This window comes from Pontimicrobium sp. SW4 (genome assembly GCF_039954625.1).
In the GTDB taxonomy this organism is placed as follows: domain Bacteria; phylum Bacteroidota; class Bacteroidia; order Flavobacteriales; family Flavobacteriaceae; genus Pontimicrobium.
Genome location: NZ_CP157199.1, coordinates 332,847 through 351,249, shown reverse-complemented (window position 1 = coordinate 351,249; position 18,403 = coordinate 332,847). Strand labels below are relative to the sequence as shown.

Below are 18,403 nucleotides of genomic sequence, written 5' to 3'. Positions count from 1 at the left end.
ATCTATTTGATAGCTATAATGTAGTATTATGTACAATAGACTAACTAATTATATTGCACATTGATACTTAATCAATTATTAATTCTATTCAAATCCTCATCAAAATAGTTCGACTTTTGTCCCGTTGACTCCACTTAAAAACCTTGAAAACAATAAATTTTCGAGGTTTTTTTGTTTAAACTTCTTTACTTTTTTATACATTAAATTTCTTTCTGGATTTCATATTAGGGTAATATCTGTGTTAAGCTTGGTAAAAATATTCTTAAATTGTTACCTATCTAGATAACAATAGCATCAACTCTTTAATCAACTAAAATAATATTCATCATGAATTCCAAAAAGACACAATCTCTAGCATTCATACTTTTATTTTTAGGTCAATCTATTTTAATCGCTCAAGAAAAGCACTATTATCAAACAGATTTCTCGATTGAAGAATTTGAAACTCGAAGAGGTAAAATATTTGATGAAATAGGGAACAATGCTATTGCACTCATACAAAGTGCGCCTAGTGTAGCAGGTTTTAAAGTTTTTAGGCAATCAAATACCTTTTATTATTTAAGTGGACTAGAAGAAGGACATGCTTATTTATTATTAAATGGAAAAAATAAAAGCACCACTCTTTATTTACCTCACAGAGAAGAAAGTAGAGAAAGAAGTCAAGGTAAAATTTTATCAGCAGAAGATGCGAATTTAATAATAGAATTAACAGGTGTAAATCGTGTACGTCCGTTAGAATTTCTTGGAAATGATCTCGTTGGCACTGGACTTATAAAAGGAAGTACCCCAATATTATATACTCCTTTTAGTCCAATAGAAACTGGAAATGATAGTCGTGACGAAATATTGCATGGTCATGCTCGTGCAGCAGCCGATCCTTGGGATTCACAAACGACGAGAGAAGCGCGTTTTATTAAGCTAATAAATGAACGATTTCCAGAATTTGAAATTAAAGATTTATCCCCTCTTTTAGATTCCATGCGTTTAATAAAAAGCAAAGAAGAAATTGAAGTTATAAGAAAAGCTACAGAAATTGCTGGTCTTGCGATAGTGGAAGCAATGCGATCAACCAAACCTGGTGTGTATGAGTATCAATTAGATGCAGCTGCTAAATATGTTTTTTATCAACATGGTTCGCAAGGTGATGGTTATCCTGCAATAATTGGAGGTGGCACCAATGCATTTATGGGGCACTATTTTAGAAAAACTGATGTGTTAAATGATGGTGACTTAGTACTTATGGATTATGCTCCAGATTATCATAACTACACGAGTGATGTGACACGAATTTGGCCAGTAAATGGAAAGTTCAATAAAGAACAAACAGTATTATATGAGTACATTCTTGCTTACAGTAAAGCATTATTTAGATACATAAAACCTGGAACAACAGCCAATGAAGTTATGGATAAAGCTGCAGCAGATATGAAACAATACCTAGTTGGAAAAACATTTGTAAAATCTGCTCATTTAAAAGCTGTAGAAAATGGTATAAAGTTTAGAGGCCACTTTCAACATCCTGTTGGTATGGCAGTTCATGACGTTGGAAGAGTTAGAGGGAATGTAAAATTACAACCAGGAATGGTTTTCACAATAGATCCAATGATTTGGATTCCAGAGGAACGTTTATATATTCGTATAGAAGATGTAGCAGTAGTCACAGAAACTGGTGTTGAAAATTTAAGCGCTTTTGTACCAACAAAAATTAGTGATGTAGAAAAAACAATAAAAGAAAAAGGTTTAACCGAGTTTAGACCAGCGGAATTGCTGCCTCTTAAAAAAAACTAAGAGATTGCTTTTTCACCTAATTGAAGTAACATTTCATTAGTAATTGCTTCTAAGTCATACGAATGATTCCAATTCCAATCTTCTCTTGCAGAACTATCATCAATAGAATTTGGCCATGAATTTGCTATTTTCTGTCTAAAGTCTGGTTTATAGCTTATAGTAAATTCAGGTAATTGCTTAACAATTTTCAAAGCTAATTGCTTTGGTGTAAAACTAATAGCAGACAAATTGTATGATGACCTAATTTTTACATCATTAGTGTTAGCACTCATAATATCTAAAGTAGCCTTTACAGCATCATCCATATACATCATTGGCAATTCTGTATCTTCAGTTAAAAAACAATCATAATGTCCAACATTTATAGCTTTATGAAAAATATCAATGGCATAATCGGTTGTACCACCTCCTGGAAGGGTCTTCCAACTAATAATTCCAGGGTATCTAATACTTCTTACATCCACTCCGTAATTATTAAAATAATACTCACACCAACGCTCGCCAACTTGCTTAGTAATACCATATACAGTTGTAGGCTCCATAATGGTTCGTTGCGGTGTATTTGTTTTTGGTGTGGAAGGTCCAAACACAGCAATACTAGATGGCCAAAACACTTTGCTTATAACCTTATCTTTTGCTAAATTAAGTACATTCAATAAAGACGACATATTTAAATCCCATGCTTTTTGAGGAAATTTTTCACCTGTAGCACTTAATAGAGCAGCCATTAAATAAACAGTATCAATATTGTACTTTTTAATACAGTCTTTAATTTGTTTCAAGCTTTTAGCATCAATAATTTCAAATGGTCCTGATTTAACAAGCTCCAAGTTACTTTCTCTTATATCACTTGCAATTACATTTTCGGGACCTAATTCTGCTCTTAATTTATTAGTCAATTCAGAACCTATTTGACCACATGCTCCAATAATTAAAATTTTCGATACCATTCTTTAACTTTATTCGTTTTCAAAAATAATAAGATTTTAAGCATTGTATGAAAATAACATATAAAACTTTTTACAATGCCGCTTTAGCAATATATTTGTATGATTATAAGTTTTATTTTTATGTCTAAATTACATCTGGTTTTTTTTCGTTTCGCTTTGCTAGGAATACTGCTTTTTAACATCCAATGTAAAAATACTGAAGACTCCTCATTAGAAACAGAACAAGAAACAACTACTGAGTTTACCAAAATCACAGCTCAAGACATAAAGAATATTAAGTTTACAGAATACGTCCTTAGTGATCTTGCAAAAAAAGAAGTTACAAATTGGTCGAAATTTAAAGACTTAGAGATTCAAATTGAAAACTTAAAAAATGGGATTTTATCTTTTTTCAAAGACGACAAAACTATACTTCAAGGATTTATTACTGATTTAAAAAATCAAATTCCAGAAAATTTAAATAGTTCATCAATTATTGTACGCCTTTCGGTTTTAGAAACTGCCATGTATAAATTTGATGAAACTATAAACCTACAAAGCTCAACAAAAGAAGCTGTTATTAAGGACATTGAAAATCTTCTTTTAGCGCACAACAATGTTGTTTATCAAGTAAATAAAGTACTTGAAAAAAAATCTCAAAACATTATTAAGCCTTAGACTGTTTTTTTTTCTAATTTAAATCTACAAAAACGTTAATATTTATTCTGTTTTAGGTAAAATCCTTATTAACCTGTAACAAAAAAAGTTTTTAGACTTCTAAATAATAAGTAAATTGTACACTAAATAAATACTATACAAAATGAAAATCAATTCAAAAAGCGTATCGCTATTAGGTCTTTTTGCCTTTTTAGCGGTTGTGGCTTGTAAAGAAGACACAAGCAAGGACACTGCTGAAGCAGAAAAAATTCCAGGTATTATTCTAGAAAACATGGATCGTGACGTAAATCCAAAAGACGATTTTTACAATTACGTTAACGGTAATTGGATGAAAACTAACGTAATTCCTGACGACAGAACACGCTGGGGAGGGTTTGGAGTGTTAAGCAAATCAACTGACGAAGATGTATTAGAGATTATTAAAACATCTAAAGAACTTGGTAAATATGCTGAAGGAACAGACCAAAAGAAAGCGTTATTAATCTTTGAAACAAAACTCGACACAGTTGCAAGAGATGAAGCAGGGATTAAACCACTCCAACCACTACTTGATGCAATTAATGGTATCAATAATCTTAGTGATATGCAAACTGTATTTGCTACAACACTTGGTGTTGATGCACCATTTACAGGAATGGGTGCAGGTCCAGATATGAATAATAGCACCATGAATATGGCATGGGTAGTTTCTGGAGGACTTGGTTTACAGAGAGATTATTATTTAGAGAACGACGATAATTCTAAGAAAATAAGAACTCAATATGTTGATTTTGTATCAAAAATGCTTCAGTTTATAAATTATGACGAAGCAACTTCAAAAGCTGCTGCTGAAAAAATTCTAGCATTAGAAACAAAATTAGCAGAGCCAAGATTAGATAAAGTAGCTAGAAGAGATGCTCGTAATATCACTAATCCTATGTCTGTTGAAGAACTACAAGAACTAACACCTGTAATAGATTGGAATAAGTTTATTACAGATATGGGAATAACTAAAACCATAACAAGGGTAAACGTTCAGGAGCCAAAATACATGAAATATCTTAATGAATTCTTAACCTCAACATCTATTGAAGACATAAAAACGTTAATGACATGGAGTACGCTTAGATCTAATTCTGGGTATTTAACGACAGATATGGAAAAAGAAAATTGGAACTTTTATGCAAAAACCTTAAGTGGCGCTAAAGCCATGCGACCAGCTGAAGAAAGAGCACTACAAACAGTAACTGGAACTGTTGGAGAAGCTATTGGACAATTATATGTTGAAGCTAAGTTTCCGCCAGAAGCAAAAGAAAAAGCTGAAAAAATGATTGCTGATGTGATAAAAGCTTTTCAAAACAGAATCCAAAAGCTAGATTGGATGAGTGATAGTACCAAAACTAAAGCTATTGAAAAGCTAGATAAGTTTACAGTTAAAATAGCTTATCCAGATGAATGGGAAGATTATTCGGAATTAATGGTAAAAGAAGGCAACACTTTTGCAGAAAATATGATGGCAGTTGGAAAATGGGGAATGGATAAAAATTTATCTGAAATTGATGAGCCTATTGATAAAAGTGAATGGGGAATGCCACCACAAATGGTAAATGCTTATTTCAATCCAATTAACAACGAAATTGTTTTTCCAGCAGCTATTTTACAACCTCCTTTCTATAACTATACAGCAGATGACGCAGTTAATTATGGTGGTATTGGTGCAGTAATTGGGCACGAAATATCTCATGCTTTTGATGATTCAGGATCTAGATTTGATGGTGACGGAAACTTAAAAAATTGGTGGACATCTAAAGATTTAGAAGAATTTACAAAAAGAGGAGATGCATTAGCAGAGCAATATAGTTCTATTGAAGTTTTAGATAGTGTTTACATTAATGGTAAATTTACCTTAGGTGAAAACATTGGAGATTTAGGTGGTTTACTTGGAGCTTATGATGGTTTACAACTTAGTTTTGAAAGAGAAGGTCGACCAGACGATATTGACGGATTTACTGCAGAACAGCGTTTCTTTATGTCTTGGGCTACTGTTTGGAGAACTTTAATTAGAGAAGATGCTTTAAGAACACAAATTAAAACAGATCCACACTCTCCAGGAATAAATAGAGCTATACAACCTTTAAAAAATATAGATGCTTTTTATGAAGCTTTCGATATTAAAGAAGGTGATAAAATGTGGTTAGCTCCAGAAAAAAGAGTACGTATTTGGTAAAATACCAAAGCTATATAAATAAAAAAGCAGCTCTTTCGAGCTGCTTTTTTATTTATACATGTGCTGCTTTTAATTATCTTTTTTAGCTGGAGTTGACGGAGGGTTTTTTCTTGCTTCTAAAGCTTTTTTACTTAATAATGCCAAATTAAAATTAGGAGCTAAAGCAATAGCTTCATCTAATAAAGCTATGGCTCCATCTAAATCACTCTGGTTTAATTTATATTTTGCTAAACCCTTTAAATACACAAAAGCTGCTTTTGCTGGTACTTGATAAGGTGTTTGTGAATCATAATACGTACGCATTTCATCATCCTTAGAATTAGAAATACCATATTCAATATTTACAGTAGCCCCAGCTATGTTATTTAATTGAATTTTAATATCAGCCATCTCATAAGCAATCATAATATTTGGTGTTCTTTTGAACAATTCCTCAAAATGTACTAAAGCTTTTTGTGGTTCATTTAAAGATTGAAGGCTAACTGCTTTAACTTCTACAGCCATATTAGAATCGCTTGCATTTGCATCAATACCAATGGTATTTAGAGCTTGCATATGCTTGCCGCCATTCATATACAATACCGCTAAAGTATCTAGTCTTGCCTGATTAGGTGATAATACATTTAGGTGAGTTAATGCGTTAATAACACCTTGCATATCTCCTTGCTTTTTCATTTGCGCATAATAAGCTTCATAATGCTTTAATAACTCAGAATTAGTTTGTGCACTAGCTTGAAATGCTACAACTAATAATAAAATTCCTATAACTTTTTTCATGTGTAATTATTTAAGGGTTCAAAACTAAACAATTAAGTGGAACAATAGTAATGCCAAAGACTAAATTTTAGTTAATATCAATAGTTTTTGTAACTATAATTGCATCGTTCAAAATGAAAGGTTTTGGTATCATTCCTTTAGTTCTTTCAGGGACGCTAAACAGTTCATTTGACAATAAATCAAAAGAGGATTCATAAATTTTAAATTGTGTTTTTTGATCTTTAGGAACTGTAAAATTCAAATTTAAAGAATCGTTATCAGACACATAATAGCTAAGTAACCTAGTACTTCTTCTATTTTCGAAAGCTAACCCTTCTGGTTTTCCTTTAGGTACTTCAACACCATTTACTTCAAAATCTTTAAACATCACCTCTTTGTTTGCATATAAATCAAACCTATTGATTTGTCTTTGCTGGACAATAGACATATTAATATATCGCAAATCATCAATTATAGTATCCTTGTAAATAGTGATTTTAGACTGTGGTATTGACTTAACGTCAGTATTTTTTATATAGGTAAATCCTGAGTTATACTTACTACTAAATGTATTATCCTCTCTACTAGAATCAGCCTCATTATCTATAAAATTCTTTGTCCATGCATCGAGTTTCTTATCATACGTCGCCCAATTAGCCGCATTAGTATCTGCATTTAAAACATATACTAAACTGTTTGGTTTAGGTCGTTCTTCATTAAAACCAGATTTAAACTGTGCGGAAATTAAAAAACAAAATGCAATAAAAAATAGCACATAAGCTAAACGCTTTTTATGCTTAAAGAATCCGAATACCGATATCATTAGTCCAAAAATTAAAGCAATAAGCAACATGGACACTAGTTTAACTGTAATTGAAACAGCTCCAATCTTCATAAAAAACCCTAATGCTACTGGAAAAAGCTTTATAAACGGACTAAAAATAAACAACAACGGAAAACACAAAATAGCCATTAATAATAAACTTGGTTTTTTCTGTTTTATAAGAACAAACAAGCTAATTAATGCAAAATACACTGGAATTATAAAAAAGCTAGCACCTTTTAAGTACTGCCCTACTAGAGCACATATTATTAGCCATATAAAAATTGGTGCTACTAATAAACTAGCAGTATTGTCTTCTTTATAATATTTGTTATAAACACTCGCACAAATACCAATCGCTATTAAACTAAACGTTGCAATGTATGTGTAACCGTTATAGGTAAACTTATGCAACATTTCATAATATTGAGGATTCAAAAATTTAATAATCTCCCAGAGAATAAATCCAACAACTAAACAGCTAATAATTGAACCGATTAGAGGTATGAAACCTTTAAAAACATCAGCTATAGCTAGTTTACCATTCTTAAACCCGAATAATAGAAGAACAACAAATATTATTAATGCCACAAAAAACATTGGCCATATTAATGCATAGTCGTAAGCTACAGTTTTAAATAATGGCACATTAAAATAGATTTTGTCTTCTGTACTTTTTAGATTGCTTAAATCTGCATTCGAAAAATGACTTAACAATGGCATTAAATAAGAACCTTGATGCTCAAGTGTATTTCTATCTAATCGCTCAAAAGAATCGTTAGCTGTGTGGTAATCGTAATGGTCATCTATAAATGCAAAATTAAAGCTTTCAATATCGCCGTCTTCTCGAAATCGCGTGGCATCAGTATCATTTGGTAATAGCTTATAAATACTATAAATTAACGAATAAGCAACAGGATACGATGGATTTGCTTGAACAAACTCATCTACAAGTTTCGCATTTCCTCCATTGGTTTCTGGCCACATTACAGCTGGCCCTCCACTTCCTCTAGCTTCAAAATTCAGCACTAAACCAACATCTTTTGCCCATCGATGCTTATTTACAAAAATATCTGCACCATTAAGTCCTAGCTCTTCAGCATCAGTAATAACAATTATAATATCGTTTTTTGGTTGTTTTCCACTATTTAAATATGCCCTTAAACTTTCTAGAATTGTAACCACTCCCGAACCTGCATCACTAGCTCCTAGTGATGCTTGTGGTGCACTATCGTAATGAGATAATAACAATAATGCTTTCGTATTATCACTTCCTTTTATTTTCGCAATAATGTTTTTAGGCTTAGATAAGTTTCCCCATTCTCTCATAGAAAAACTTTCCTGAATTTCCACATCTAGTCCAAGTGCTTCTAACTCACTAACTATATAGTTTCTTACGTTTTCATGTTCGTCACTTCCAACATAATGTGGTGCTTTGGTAATTTCTTTTAGATGAATTAACGCTCGTTCGGTTGAAAACTCATCCTTATCAGTATTTAAATCAGATATTTTTGAAGGTATCATTGCTGAATAGCTCCAGTATACAGCAACAATTAATAACAATAATGCTATTGCTTTTTTTATCATATTAGGAAGATTACTTAGTTTTTATAAATGTAGTAAAAATCCATTTAGAGTAAGTCGCAAAAAATTAGTAACTTATAAGACAACACTAAATACAAATATTATGGGAATTAAAAGCTTTCAAGGCTCGCGGAGGATGCAACAAGAAGTTGAAATATCTCCTATAAAAGTTAAAGATTACATGACTACGAATCTAATTACATTTAAACCAGAGCAATCTGTTGAAGAGGTTATTGATTCGCTTATAAAAAATAGAATTTCTGGTGGTCCAGTTGTGAATAACAACAATGAGTTAATTGGTATTATATCAGAAGGTGATTGTATTAAACAGATTAGCGAAAGTAGATATTATAATATGCCTTTAAGTAACAGTTCGGTTGAAAAGCATATGGCAATTAATGTTGAAACCATTGATGGTAATATGAATATTTTTGACGCAGCAAGTAAATTTTTAGATTCTAAAAGACGACGCTTTCCTATTGTTGAAAATGGAAGGTTAATTGGTCAAATTAGTCAGAAAGATATTTTAAAAGCAGCTCTTAAACTTAAAGGGCACAATTGGAAATAATTTAAAATCTACTTCTTTTTTCATTCTTCTGTGGAATATCAGTAATTATTAATTTTTCTTTTCCTTCGCTTACAAGTTCAGCAATTTTGGAATAATGGTAGTCAGGTATTGGTTCGTTTAATGTTTTCCATTTAGCAATACCAGCAACCGTAATTTGCTCGCCAATTTCAATAACGCCTTCCTTGTAACGAAGTGATTTATTAAACCCTAAAAAATTAAGAGGGTCAATATTATAGCTTTTTAAAAGCGATTCAAACTCAGGTGTTGGGTCGTTAAAAGCTCCAGAAGATGTTCTTTTATCTTTTACTAGATAACTTAAATAATTTTTTGGTGATTGCGAAGGTCTCACTATAACAAAGTCTCCGTTACTATCTATAAAGAATTCTTGCGTTTTTTCTTCATCAATCACAGTTTTCCAATGTGAACTTTTTCCTGTACTTACTCGTTTTTCAATTTTAATAGTATAAAACACACATTTTCTTCCGCTTAATGGTGCTATTAAAGGTTCTTTAACATGTAATGCTTTACCACTTACTTTTGTGAGTTCGCTAGTTTTTAAACCTGTAGCAGGTTTCAAAGGAATTTTAGATAAGTTCCTTAAAACAACTTGCTTTCTAGAAAAATAATAAGACAGAAATATAATTGTACCAACAAGTACAATTATTAGTGGGATGATTATCATCATTTCATTTGAAGAAAGCAATAGCATATTGATGGGTTTTTAGTGTAATATATTAGTGCAAAAATCTTAAGTAATGTTACAAAATCTAAGAATCACGTTTTACCAAAGCATAATAGTCATTCTCCAAAGGTAAATAACCTTGGTCATACACAAAGTAATAAATAGCTCCTGCTTTGGTTGTGTAAATACTTGTAAAATAATTGAAATCAAATCCCTTTTCTATCAGTTTAGCCCGTGAAGTTCTCGTTTTTTGATCAGGATTAAGATCTTCAAGAATTCTGTAATTTTTACGTAACCTATTGTTTGTATTACGTATTAAGTTCTTGCTATCCTTATTAACTCTGTTGTTGTAAGAGTTTCTGCAAGCATCACTACAGAACTTCTTGTCTACACGACCAACAATCTTGTCACCACATTCTGGACATTCTCTTTTCATAATTTAAAAATTTAATCGAGCATTTTAGAAGCTAATTCCTTAAATAATTTATAAGCTACCATGGCAGTCATATTGTTAACATCTCTTTTTGGGTTTAACTCCACAATATCTGCTCCAACAATAGGTGTCTTTATTCGCTGTATACAATCTATTAATTGTCTTGTAGTCATTCCTCCAGGTTCATGATGGGAAATTCCAGGAGCATATGCTGGATCTAGTACATCAATATCTAATGAAATATACAAAGGTGTTTCTAACGAATTAATAAACTCCATATTAAAATCTTTCATTTCAATAACCTTAACATCAAAACGTTCAGCTTGTTCTTTTTGATGCGTATTAAATGTTCTAATACCCACTTGGGTTAGCGAATTTAACACGCCTTTTTCCATGAGTCTTGCAAATGGTGACGCATGCGAATAGGGGTTGTTCTCAAAATTATCATACAAATCGGCATGTGCATCAAAATGGAGCACATTAAGTTTTGAATATTTTTCTGAAAATGCTTCAATCACAGGAAAGGAGATAGAATGATCGCCGCCTAAACTAATGACTTTACTTCCATCCTCTAATTGTTTGCTTATAGTCTTCTTTATTTTTTTATAAGCAAAAGCGGCATCAATTTCAGTAAATTCTATATCACCACAGTCTGTATAATTTTTACCTTCAATTATTTCGTTACCAAATTCACAAAATTTATTTGCTGAACCTTCTTGATCCATTAACCTAATGTATTTTGGAGCTAAAGCTGGACCTCTTAAATAAGAAGAATTAGCATCGTAAGGTATTCCTATTAATTTAAGCATACTATTTATTTAAAATCGAAATATATTCTATCCAAGGTCCGACCTCATCTTTATATTGCTTAGCCATTACTCTTGAGATTTGTGCAATATGACCAAGGTCGTGTGTCACCCAAGTAGCTAATAAGTTTTTAAGTGTTACTTCACCAAGTGATGGATGAAATGCTTTTTCATTGAAATCTGCTTCAGATATATTTATAGACTTTAAGAACTTTATATTTTGTTGTCTAAGATTTGAAAATTCCTCTAGCAATTGTCTTGCAGATTTTCCTTTCGATTCTTCAAACTGCGCAAACCTATCGTAAGGTTCAAAGGTTTTGTTTTCGGAATCATTTAAAACAATTTTTAAACGAGGTATCCAATCGGTTTTTTCACCATGAATTAAATGTCCAACGATATCGAATGCACTCCAAGTTTCATCACCTTCATTACAAAAAATCCATTCATCGGATAAATTCTCTAAATATGATTTTAAAATCTTTGGTGTGCGTTCTAAAATCTCTAAAGCCTTATCAATACTATATTCCATAAGGCTAATATAATAAAAATTATTCGTTTACAAACGACTACAAACATTTACAAACGAGTTTAAATGCGTAATAACCGACTAATACTTTGATAGCGTCGCATCTTTGCAGTGTCGAAACATAAGAACTCGATAGTATTAACTGTTTAACACAAAAAATTTAAAATTATGAACTCATTAAGAAACAAAGTACAGTTGATTGGAAACCTTGGGAACGACCCAGAAATTATCAATCTAGACTCAGGAAAAACATTAGCAAAATTCGCAATCGCAACCAACGAAAGCTACAAAAATGCAACTGGTGAAAAAATTACAGATACGCAGTGGCACAACGTTGTTGCCTGGGGAAAAACAGCTCAAATCATCGAGAAATATGTTACCAAAGGAAAAGAAGTTGCTATAGAAGGTAAATTAACCTCAAGAAGTTATGATGACAAAGATGGAAATAAACGATACATTACAGAGGTAGTTTGTAATGAATTATTAATGTTAGGTGGCAAATAACAAAATATCATCTGTGATAAAGAATAAAAAGCTGTCCTAATTTAGGCAGCTTTTTATTTATTTGTATGTTTTATACTTACGTTTTCTAAAACAAAGTTTAATTTACCTTCTAAATCATAAATAGGATTGAATACTCCTGTTACCTCTACCGTGTCATCTGATTTAAATTTCTTTTTTTCATTTTTAAATCCTAATAATTCCAACACAGTTTCTGGACCAGCCTTACCACAAAAGAAACAGGTTGCAAAAGGGTTTTTTGAAAGAACAAACCATTCCCCATCTGGATCTAAATCCAAAAAATATCCAACAATCGTTATTCTTTTATTTTCAATATCTCCCATCGTCATTGCCTTTTCATTAATTGTAGATGTAGGATTTTTTTCGGTGAGACGAAACTCATTAGCATATACATCTAACATATTTTTCCAAGTGATCTTTTTTTGACCAAAAGTATTCTTTGGAAGTAAAACAAGAAGGAAAAGGAATAATACAGTTCTATTTTTCATTACTTAATATTTTAGATACATACATTTAATAATAGGACGAATAGCCATTAAAGTAGCTGTTATAATAATGCCAAATATAAAGAATAATAATTCTAGAATGTTATGGGAAAATTCCAATAAACAACAAATCTATTTATTGGAATTTTCCATAGAAATAAAAATCACAAATAATCCAAGAAAAATAAAAAACCCTTATTTATCAACATTCTAAAACTGTTTTAAAAAAGTAAGTTTCCCTATAAACTGTCTATTATTCTGCACTGGGTCTAAACTATTATCTTGTGTATCGTTATAAACCATATAGATGAAAGAATTGGGCTTATATTCCCAACTAAATCGGGCGTTCCACCTACCTTGATTTGTAAAAGAATTGTGTTGGTAAAACGTTGACAATTGCACTCTAGGGTTTAGTGCTAATCTTAAACTACCTGTATATAAATTGGTTTCTAACTTTTTTTCTTCTATCCCTATATTTTTTAAATCGTTGTATACGTAATCTAAAGAAAGAGAGAAATGAGGAATCGGAGCATAGCGAGTCCCTACCGATAGAGATTTCCTTTTTCCATTATAAAACTTACCCCACTCAAATTTACCAGATAAAGACATTTTTTTAGACCTATCAGAATTATAGCGAACAAATTGTCTTGTGTAATAGTACTGATCTTTTGCAATGGAAAGTCCTAAAGGAGCAAAATCAAAGTTAATATTCTGCCATGTAGGAGTTACAGCATATTCTACAAAGCTATTGTCTTTAAAGAAAATATAAATAGGAAATAAGTACAAGCTAGCTTGTTGGAAATTTTTGGGGTTATTGAAGTCATGATAATATTTTACAAAAACACCTGGGTCCCAACGACGTATCCATGGCATAGACTTGGGACGCAATATAAAGTAACCTCCTGGATTGTGTTGTATAACATTGTTTTGATAAACAAAACCCATAGCTGGGTTATAATTATTACTTACAAAATTAGATTTCCAACCCCAATACATTTTATTGGTACTATACCCTGCAAAAACAGTACCTGAATAACCCCATTTATTAGATGCCTCATCTTTGGATGTAGACATTAAATAAGAAAGTGTCCATTCTGCTTTAGGACGAATTAATCCGTCTATAGTAAAAGTGGTATTGTTGTTTTTATCCAATGATAGTGCACTATTGTTTTCGTTTAATCGATGCGTTAACATAACACCTACATTATTCTCTTTACCATAATTTTGAAGATAACGGAGTACTCCAAAATTTGCAGCAGCCGATACATCCGTGTCTCCTTGATGAACATATAAACCTGCCAAAGTTTTATTTTCATCTCTATTAGTAAAACGCGCTCCAACATCTATAGGAGCTGGTTCAGCATTAAAGCCTCCGTCTAGACCTATTTGCCTACTAAAAAAAGGAATTATATCATTGTCTGAAGCTCCGGCCCAAATCCCAGAGTTTTCAAGAAAAAATTGTCTGCGTTCTGGAAAAAAGATATTAAAGCGTTCTAAATTATTTACAGCTCTATCCACATCAGCTTGAGCAAAATCAGTATTAACAGTTAAATCGACTACTGTATTAGGAGAAACTACCCATTTTACATCGCCACCAACTTTCACATCATTATGAGAATCGACCACATTAGTACCGCTTTTGGTTTCATCAAATTGATATAAAGTATAAGGTTCAATACGCAAATTTGCCGAAGGGGGAGGCACTTCTAACCCAGTAAGTTTAGCAGCATAGGTCATTCTATATTGCGAAAAAGCTTGTGGAATTTTAGGAAAAACTGTTAGTTCATAATCTCTACGTGCTAATCGAGAAAACGTAATCCCCCAACTTACTGGCTCTCCTTCTTTTGGTTCATCGTACCTTAAAGATTTAAAGGGAATAGCAAATTCGGCATAATATCCTTCTGAGGTACGCTGAGTCCTAACTGACCAAAGAGCATTCCAATCATTATCGGTATAACTATCGTTAAAACTTTGTAGGTCTCGCTGGTTACCATATGGTGTTGTCTGAAAAGAAACCGCATACTGCTTAGTGTTTTGCGCATCAATTTGAATAGCAAAAATATCGTTCTCTCCAAAAGCAAAATCACGCCTTAAATCTTGAACTCGAATTCCTTTAAGCCCTAATGAGTCTTTACAAAAAGCACCAACATAAAGGTTTTTATCGTCATATAGGAGTTTTACTTCTGTTTTATACCTATAGTTATTAGATTGTACAGGTTCTATTTTAAAGAAACTGGATATAATAGGCGCATTCTTCCAATCTGTTTCATTCAACTTTCCATCAATGGTAATAACTCCTTTTGCTTTAGTGGCTACAATTTCATTGGGAGTTTCTGGAGGTGGAAAATTATCATTTTCTTGACCAATAATTACTTGCTGAGCCATTGTAGGCATCCAAAACAAAAAGAAAAGAAGAATTGTTACTGTTAATTTTTTAAAAGATTTGATTGAATTACTATATGTCATAACTACTTTTTAATATTTATATCATGGCTTTTTGTTTCCATGTGTTTTGTTTAAAATACTTAAGGACAAATTGTTTACATCAAAAAGAATATTGACATGATTCTTTAATTGTCATGCATTTTGCATCAATCATATTTTTTATCACCTGCTTCTTAAAAGGTATAAATGATTGCAAACAACTGACTTTTCAATTTGTGATTAAAAGATGATTTTGAAGAATAATTTTCACCCTCTAAAAGGATTATTGTATAGGACTATAGCTTTTTATACACCTATCTTTTTAATATAGCATTATATAAATTAGCCACATATAAAGATTGTACTGCTATTAAAACTAGCCATATATGCTTAATTAAGTAAAAAAGGGATTCTTTCTATCTTAAAAAAATACATTAGAGTTGAAAATTATATTAGAACCGGAGGTGGCCTAGAAAATAAGTTAGTAGTACTTGGTGTAGAACTATAAATGAAATTATAATCTATAACAATTTTTGCAACATTAAAATCTAAGTCGCAAAATGTGTCACTTTTAAAACTATCACTGATTGTAGGTGTTAAATTACTAGCAGTAACTAACTGACAAACTTCGCAATGTTCAATAGCTCCATCATCATTATGGACAATGACATGTAAGCTTGCCACTTTCAAAGAAAGAAATATGACAATAAAAGTATAGGCTATATAATTTTTTAAACGACCTAATTTCATCGCTACTAACCTACTAAATAAAAATAAAACAAAATGTTAAATTTTTAAAAACCCTTTAAACCTTATGATTAACTAGAAAAGAAATGCTCTAATACAAGTTTCTTTTCTAAACTATACGTTACAAGTATAAGTACTATATTTGACTAATAATTTTATAATTAAAATGCTTACTAACGCCACCAAAATTGCTATTAGAGCTACATTATATTTAGCTATGTTTTCTAATGAAACAAAAAAGCTAGGTGTAAAACATATTGCAGATACTTTAGAAATACCTAAACCCTTTCTAGCAAAATTATTACAAAAGCTCAATAAAAGTGATATTGTATCTTCTACAAAGGGACCAAAAGGAGGGTTTTACTTAAACAAAATAAATGCTAAAAAAAATGTTTGGGATATTATTGTTTGTATAGATAACCCAGAGCGTTTTGACCATTGTTTTTTAGGTCTAGCAGAGTGTAGTGATGAAAATCCATGTCCTGTTCATTTTACTGTATCGCCTTTTAAAAAAAGAATTATGAAGGACTTTAAAGATAAGACTATTTATCAGTTTGCAACTGAAATTAAAAACTCCGATAAGGTTATTATTTCTTTAAAAGACTTGTTTTAATTTTCAAAGTCTAAAATGTTTGAAGGTTCTTTTTTTTTAAACCTTCTATCTTAACACTAATCAAATTTAATTCATGCTCACCTATTTTTAACTCATTAAAAATTACTGTTTTCTCCTTATTGAAAGTGTGTTTTAAATCATTAAATAAATTATAATAATATAATATACCTTCTTTTAGATTATTTGTAAAAGTCGTTAGGTATTTTTCTTGTTTCCTATTCATAGTCGTTTTTGACTCTTCTATCTTGTTTTTAAGAAAATCGATATAGATCTGTAATTCCTTTATAAATACATTAGGTCTATCTGTTCTGCTTATCACATTTGACCTTCCATAAATATGGTCTGTAATATCCTTTAAACTCATAATCTTAGAATAGTAAGCCATATTAGGCCCCGGACAAATAGAAACACCCTCTCCTTCTACTCTAGTATCTAAATCGTAAGCCAAAAGTGCCGATGTTCCTAAACCAACACAGGTACATGTTTTTTCAATAATCTTGTGATACTTACTTTGATATTCTATAGAAGTTACATTCTCTTTATCAAGCTCCTTTAATTTTAAGTACTGATATTGCCTTGAAGCTGTACATATTCCTTTTTCGGTAAATTCCTTATTCAATGCAACAAACTTTTTAGGGCACGAACTTCCTGGTCGTCCTTTAGTAATAAAAACCTCCTTTTCTACATCTTTAGTATTATCCCTAAGATTATTAAATGGCACACCTAAAGGAGAAATATCACTTAAGTATAAATCTTCTTCTTTTGCTGTAACTAATTTTTCAAGCGTTTTATTATCTACTGTTGTAGCTTCTGGTACCAATAAAAAGGGACTTCCCCAGCCCACAGAATCTAGCTTATAATATTTCATTAAAAAGTCATGTTCTTCTTCGGTTCCTACCCCTCCTTGAGCAGTAATTTTCAATGATAGTGCTTTTTTAGGCACTATACGTTCTTGACTTATAAGTTCCAAATTTAATAGCCCTTGAATAGACGCTCTTAACTCTTCTCTTTTTTCTTTAAACTCGGCTAATACAGGTCCTAAAAGATATCCATCAGTAGCAAAGGCATGTCCTCCACAATTAAGACCCGACTCGATTCTATATTCCGATACCCACAAGCCTTTTTTAGCTAGAAACTTTCCTTGAATTAAAGCTGATCTATAATCGCTAACTTTTAAAATAATTTTCTTTTTAATATCTCCACTTTTATTAGGATAAAAATCATCAAACTGATTCATATAAGCATACAATCTAGGATTCATGCCTGCCGAAAGTATTACTGAAGATTTCAAATCGCTATTGGCATACCCTCTAAGCGCAGCATGAGCATCATTATACTCAATTGGTAACTTTTCGTTTTTATTATAGTTATCCTTATCTACTTTGGTCATAATATTCACGTCAATACTTCCCATCGTTAGAGTTTTGGTTGCCCAACTTTTAATTTCAGAAAAATCATAGCCTTTAGTAGTAATTTTTTTAAACTCTTTTTTAATTATCGAAGTATTTGGCAGCATATTGACATACGCTTTTATTTCATCTGTTTTCTCAGTAGTAACATTTTTTAAGGCTTCAAATTTTTGTTCAGCTAGAGTATTTATTAAGTTTAAGTATGACGTAATTCTTTTAGCTCTAAAGTCATCTATTTTATCTGTAATTTCTTTATAAGGGATTTTAAATTTATCACTATACATTTTTCTCAATTTTTCTAGTAAAATATCATCAACTAGAGAAATCACCGAATCCATACCATATTTTGCAACTTTTAATGGGGTGTCTATTGTAAATCCAATTCCCATAACTGGAATGTGAAATGAATGCGTCTTTTGCATAA

At 31.4% G+C, this 18,403-nt stretch carries 17 protein-coding genes; 6 read left to right on the top strand and 11 right to left on the bottom strand.

Annotation, left to right across the window (positions count from 1 at the left end):
• Positions 1-327 precede the first annotated feature (327 nt).
• A complete protein-coding gene (locus ABGB03_RS01635) occupies positions 328-1,788 on the top strand; it encodes a Xaa-Pro peptidase family protein (RefSeq protein WP_347924294.1) in 1,461 nt (486 codons plus the stop codon).
• On the opposite strand, the gene ABGB03_RS01630 is transcribed toward ABGB03_RS01635, so the two are convergent.
• Complete coding sequence (locus ABGB03_RS01630; protein WP_347924292.1) at positions 1,785-2,738, bottom strand: NAD-dependent epimerase/dehydratase family protein; 954 nt, start codon at positions 2,736-2,738, stop codon at positions 1,785-1,787. The genes ABGB03_RS01635 and ABGB03_RS01630 overlap by 4 nt on opposite strands.
• A gap of 120 nt (positions 2,739-2,858) precedes the next feature.
• Between ABGB03_RS01630 and ABGB03_RS01625 the strand changes: the two genes are divergently transcribed.
• Both ABGB03_RS01625 and ABGB03_RS01620 read left to right on the top strand, forming a co-directional pair.
• The gene (locus ABGB03_RS01625; RefSeq protein WP_347924290.1) at positions 2,859-3,395 is read left to right on the top strand and encodes a hypothetical protein; all 537 of its coding nucleotides are present in this window, start codon (positions 2,859-2,861) and stop codon (positions 3,393-3,395) included.
• A gap of 142 nt (positions 3,396-3,537) precedes the next feature.
• Complete coding sequence (locus ABGB03_RS01620; protein ID WP_347924288.1) at positions 3,538-5,601, top strand: M13 family metallopeptidase; 2,064 nt, start codon at positions 3,538-3,540, stop codon at positions 5,599-5,601.
• 69 nt (positions 5,602-5,670) lie between these two features.
• Here ABGB03_RS01620 and ABGB03_RS01615 read toward each other — a convergent pair whose 3' ends face one another.
• Positions 5,671-6,378, bottom strand: coding sequence for a hypothetical protein (locus ABGB03_RS01615; protein WP_347924286.1), 708 nt, complete (start codon positions 6,376-6,378; stop codon positions 5,671-5,673).
• A 67-nt stretch (positions 6,379-6,445) separates the two neighbouring features.
• Positions 6,446-8,767: a M28 family peptidase gene (locus ABGB03_RS01610; RefSeq protein WP_347924284.1), complete on the bottom strand. Its 2,322-nt coding sequence runs from the start codon at positions 8,765-8,767 to the stop codon at positions 6,446-6,448.
• Positions 8,768-8,867: 100 nt separating this feature from the next.
• Between ABGB03_RS01610 and ABGB03_RS01605 the strand changes: the two genes are divergently transcribed.
• Complete coding sequence (locus tag ABGB03_RS01605) at positions 8,868-9,332, top strand: CBS domain-containing protein (protein ID WP_347924282.1); 465 nt, start codon at positions 8,868-8,870, stop codon at positions 9,330-9,332.
• 1 nt (position 9,333) lies between these two features.
• On the opposite strand, the gene ABGB03_RS01600 is transcribed toward ABGB03_RS01605, so the two are convergent.
• From ABGB03_RS01600 to ABGB03_RS01585, 4 genes are read right to left on the bottom strand one after another with little or no spacing between them, the layout of a single operon-like run.
• Entirely contained in the window at positions 9,334-10,041 is a 708-nt protein-coding gene (locus tag ABGB03_RS01600; RefSeq protein ID WP_347924281.1) for a GIDE domain-containing protein, read from the bottom strand.
• Positions 10,042-10,099: 58 nt separating this feature from the next.
• Positions 10,100-10,450 carry a hypothetical protein gene (locus ABGB03_RS01595; RefSeq protein WP_347924279.1) on the bottom strand — a complete coding sequence of 117 codons (351 nt, stop codon included), beginning with the start codon at positions 10,448-10,450 and terminating at the stop codon, positions 10,100-10,102.
• 11 nt (positions 10,451-10,461) lie between these two features.
• Positions 10,462-11,256: an agmatinase gene (gene speB / locus ABGB03_RS01590; RefSeq protein WP_347924277.1), complete on the bottom strand. Its 795-nt coding sequence runs from the start codon at positions 11,254-11,256 to the stop codon at positions 10,462-10,464.
• A 1-nt stretch (position 11,257) separates the two neighbouring features.
• Positions 11,258-11,782, bottom strand: coding sequence for a DinB family protein (locus ABGB03_RS01585; protein ID WP_347924275.1), 525 nt, complete (start codon positions 11,780-11,782; stop codon positions 11,258-11,260).
• A 165-nt stretch (positions 11,783-11,947) separates the two neighbouring features.
• On the opposite strand from ABGB03_RS01585, the gene ssb reads away from it, so the two are divergent.
• Positions 11,948-12,283 (top strand): single-stranded DNA-binding protein, encoded by a 336-nt coding sequence (gene ssb, locus ABGB03_RS01580; protein WP_347924273.1) that lies wholly within the window; start codon positions 11,948-11,950, stop codon positions 12,281-12,283.
• A 53-nt stretch (positions 12,284-12,336) separates the two neighbouring features.
• On the opposite strand, the gene ABGB03_RS01575 is transcribed toward ssb, so the two are convergent.
• The 3 genes from ABGB03_RS01575 to ABGB03_RS01565 all read right to left on the bottom strand — a co-directional run bounded on the left by ABGB03_RS01575 (position 12,337) and on the right by ABGB03_RS01565 (position 15,900).
• Positions 12,337-12,789 (bottom strand): hypothetical protein, encoded by a 453-nt coding sequence (locus tag ABGB03_RS01575; RefSeq protein WP_347924271.1) that lies wholly within the window; start codon positions 12,787-12,789, stop codon positions 12,337-12,339.
• A 207-nt stretch (positions 12,790-12,996) separates the two neighbouring features.
• On the bottom strand, positions 12,997-15,252 hold the full coding sequence (locus ABGB03_RS01570) for a DUF5916 domain-containing protein (RefSeq protein ID WP_347924269.1): 2,256 nt from the start codon (positions 15,250-15,252) through the stop codon (positions 12,997-12,999).
• A gap of 405 nt (positions 15,253-15,657) precedes the next feature.
• Positions 15,658-15,900 (bottom strand): hypothetical protein, encoded by a 243-nt coding sequence (locus tag ABGB03_RS01565; protein WP_347924267.1) that lies wholly within the window; start codon positions 15,898-15,900, stop codon positions 15,658-15,660.
• 223 nt (positions 15,901-16,123) lie between these two features.
• Between ABGB03_RS01565 and ABGB03_RS01560 the strand changes: the two genes are divergently transcribed.
• Positions 16,124-16,570: an Rrf2 family transcriptional regulator gene (locus tag ABGB03_RS01560; RefSeq protein WP_347924265.1), complete on the top strand. Its 447-nt coding sequence runs from the start codon at positions 16,124-16,126 to the stop codon at positions 16,568-16,570.
• Positions 16,571-16,580: 10 nt separating this feature from the next.
• On the opposite strand, the gene ABGB03_RS01555 is transcribed toward ABGB03_RS01560, so the two are convergent.
• A complete protein-coding gene (locus tag ABGB03_RS01555) occupies positions 16,581-18,401 on the bottom strand; it encodes a hypothetical protein (RefSeq protein ID WP_347924264.1) in 1,821 nt (606 codons plus the stop codon).
• Positions 18,402-18,403 lie beyond the last annotated feature (2 nt).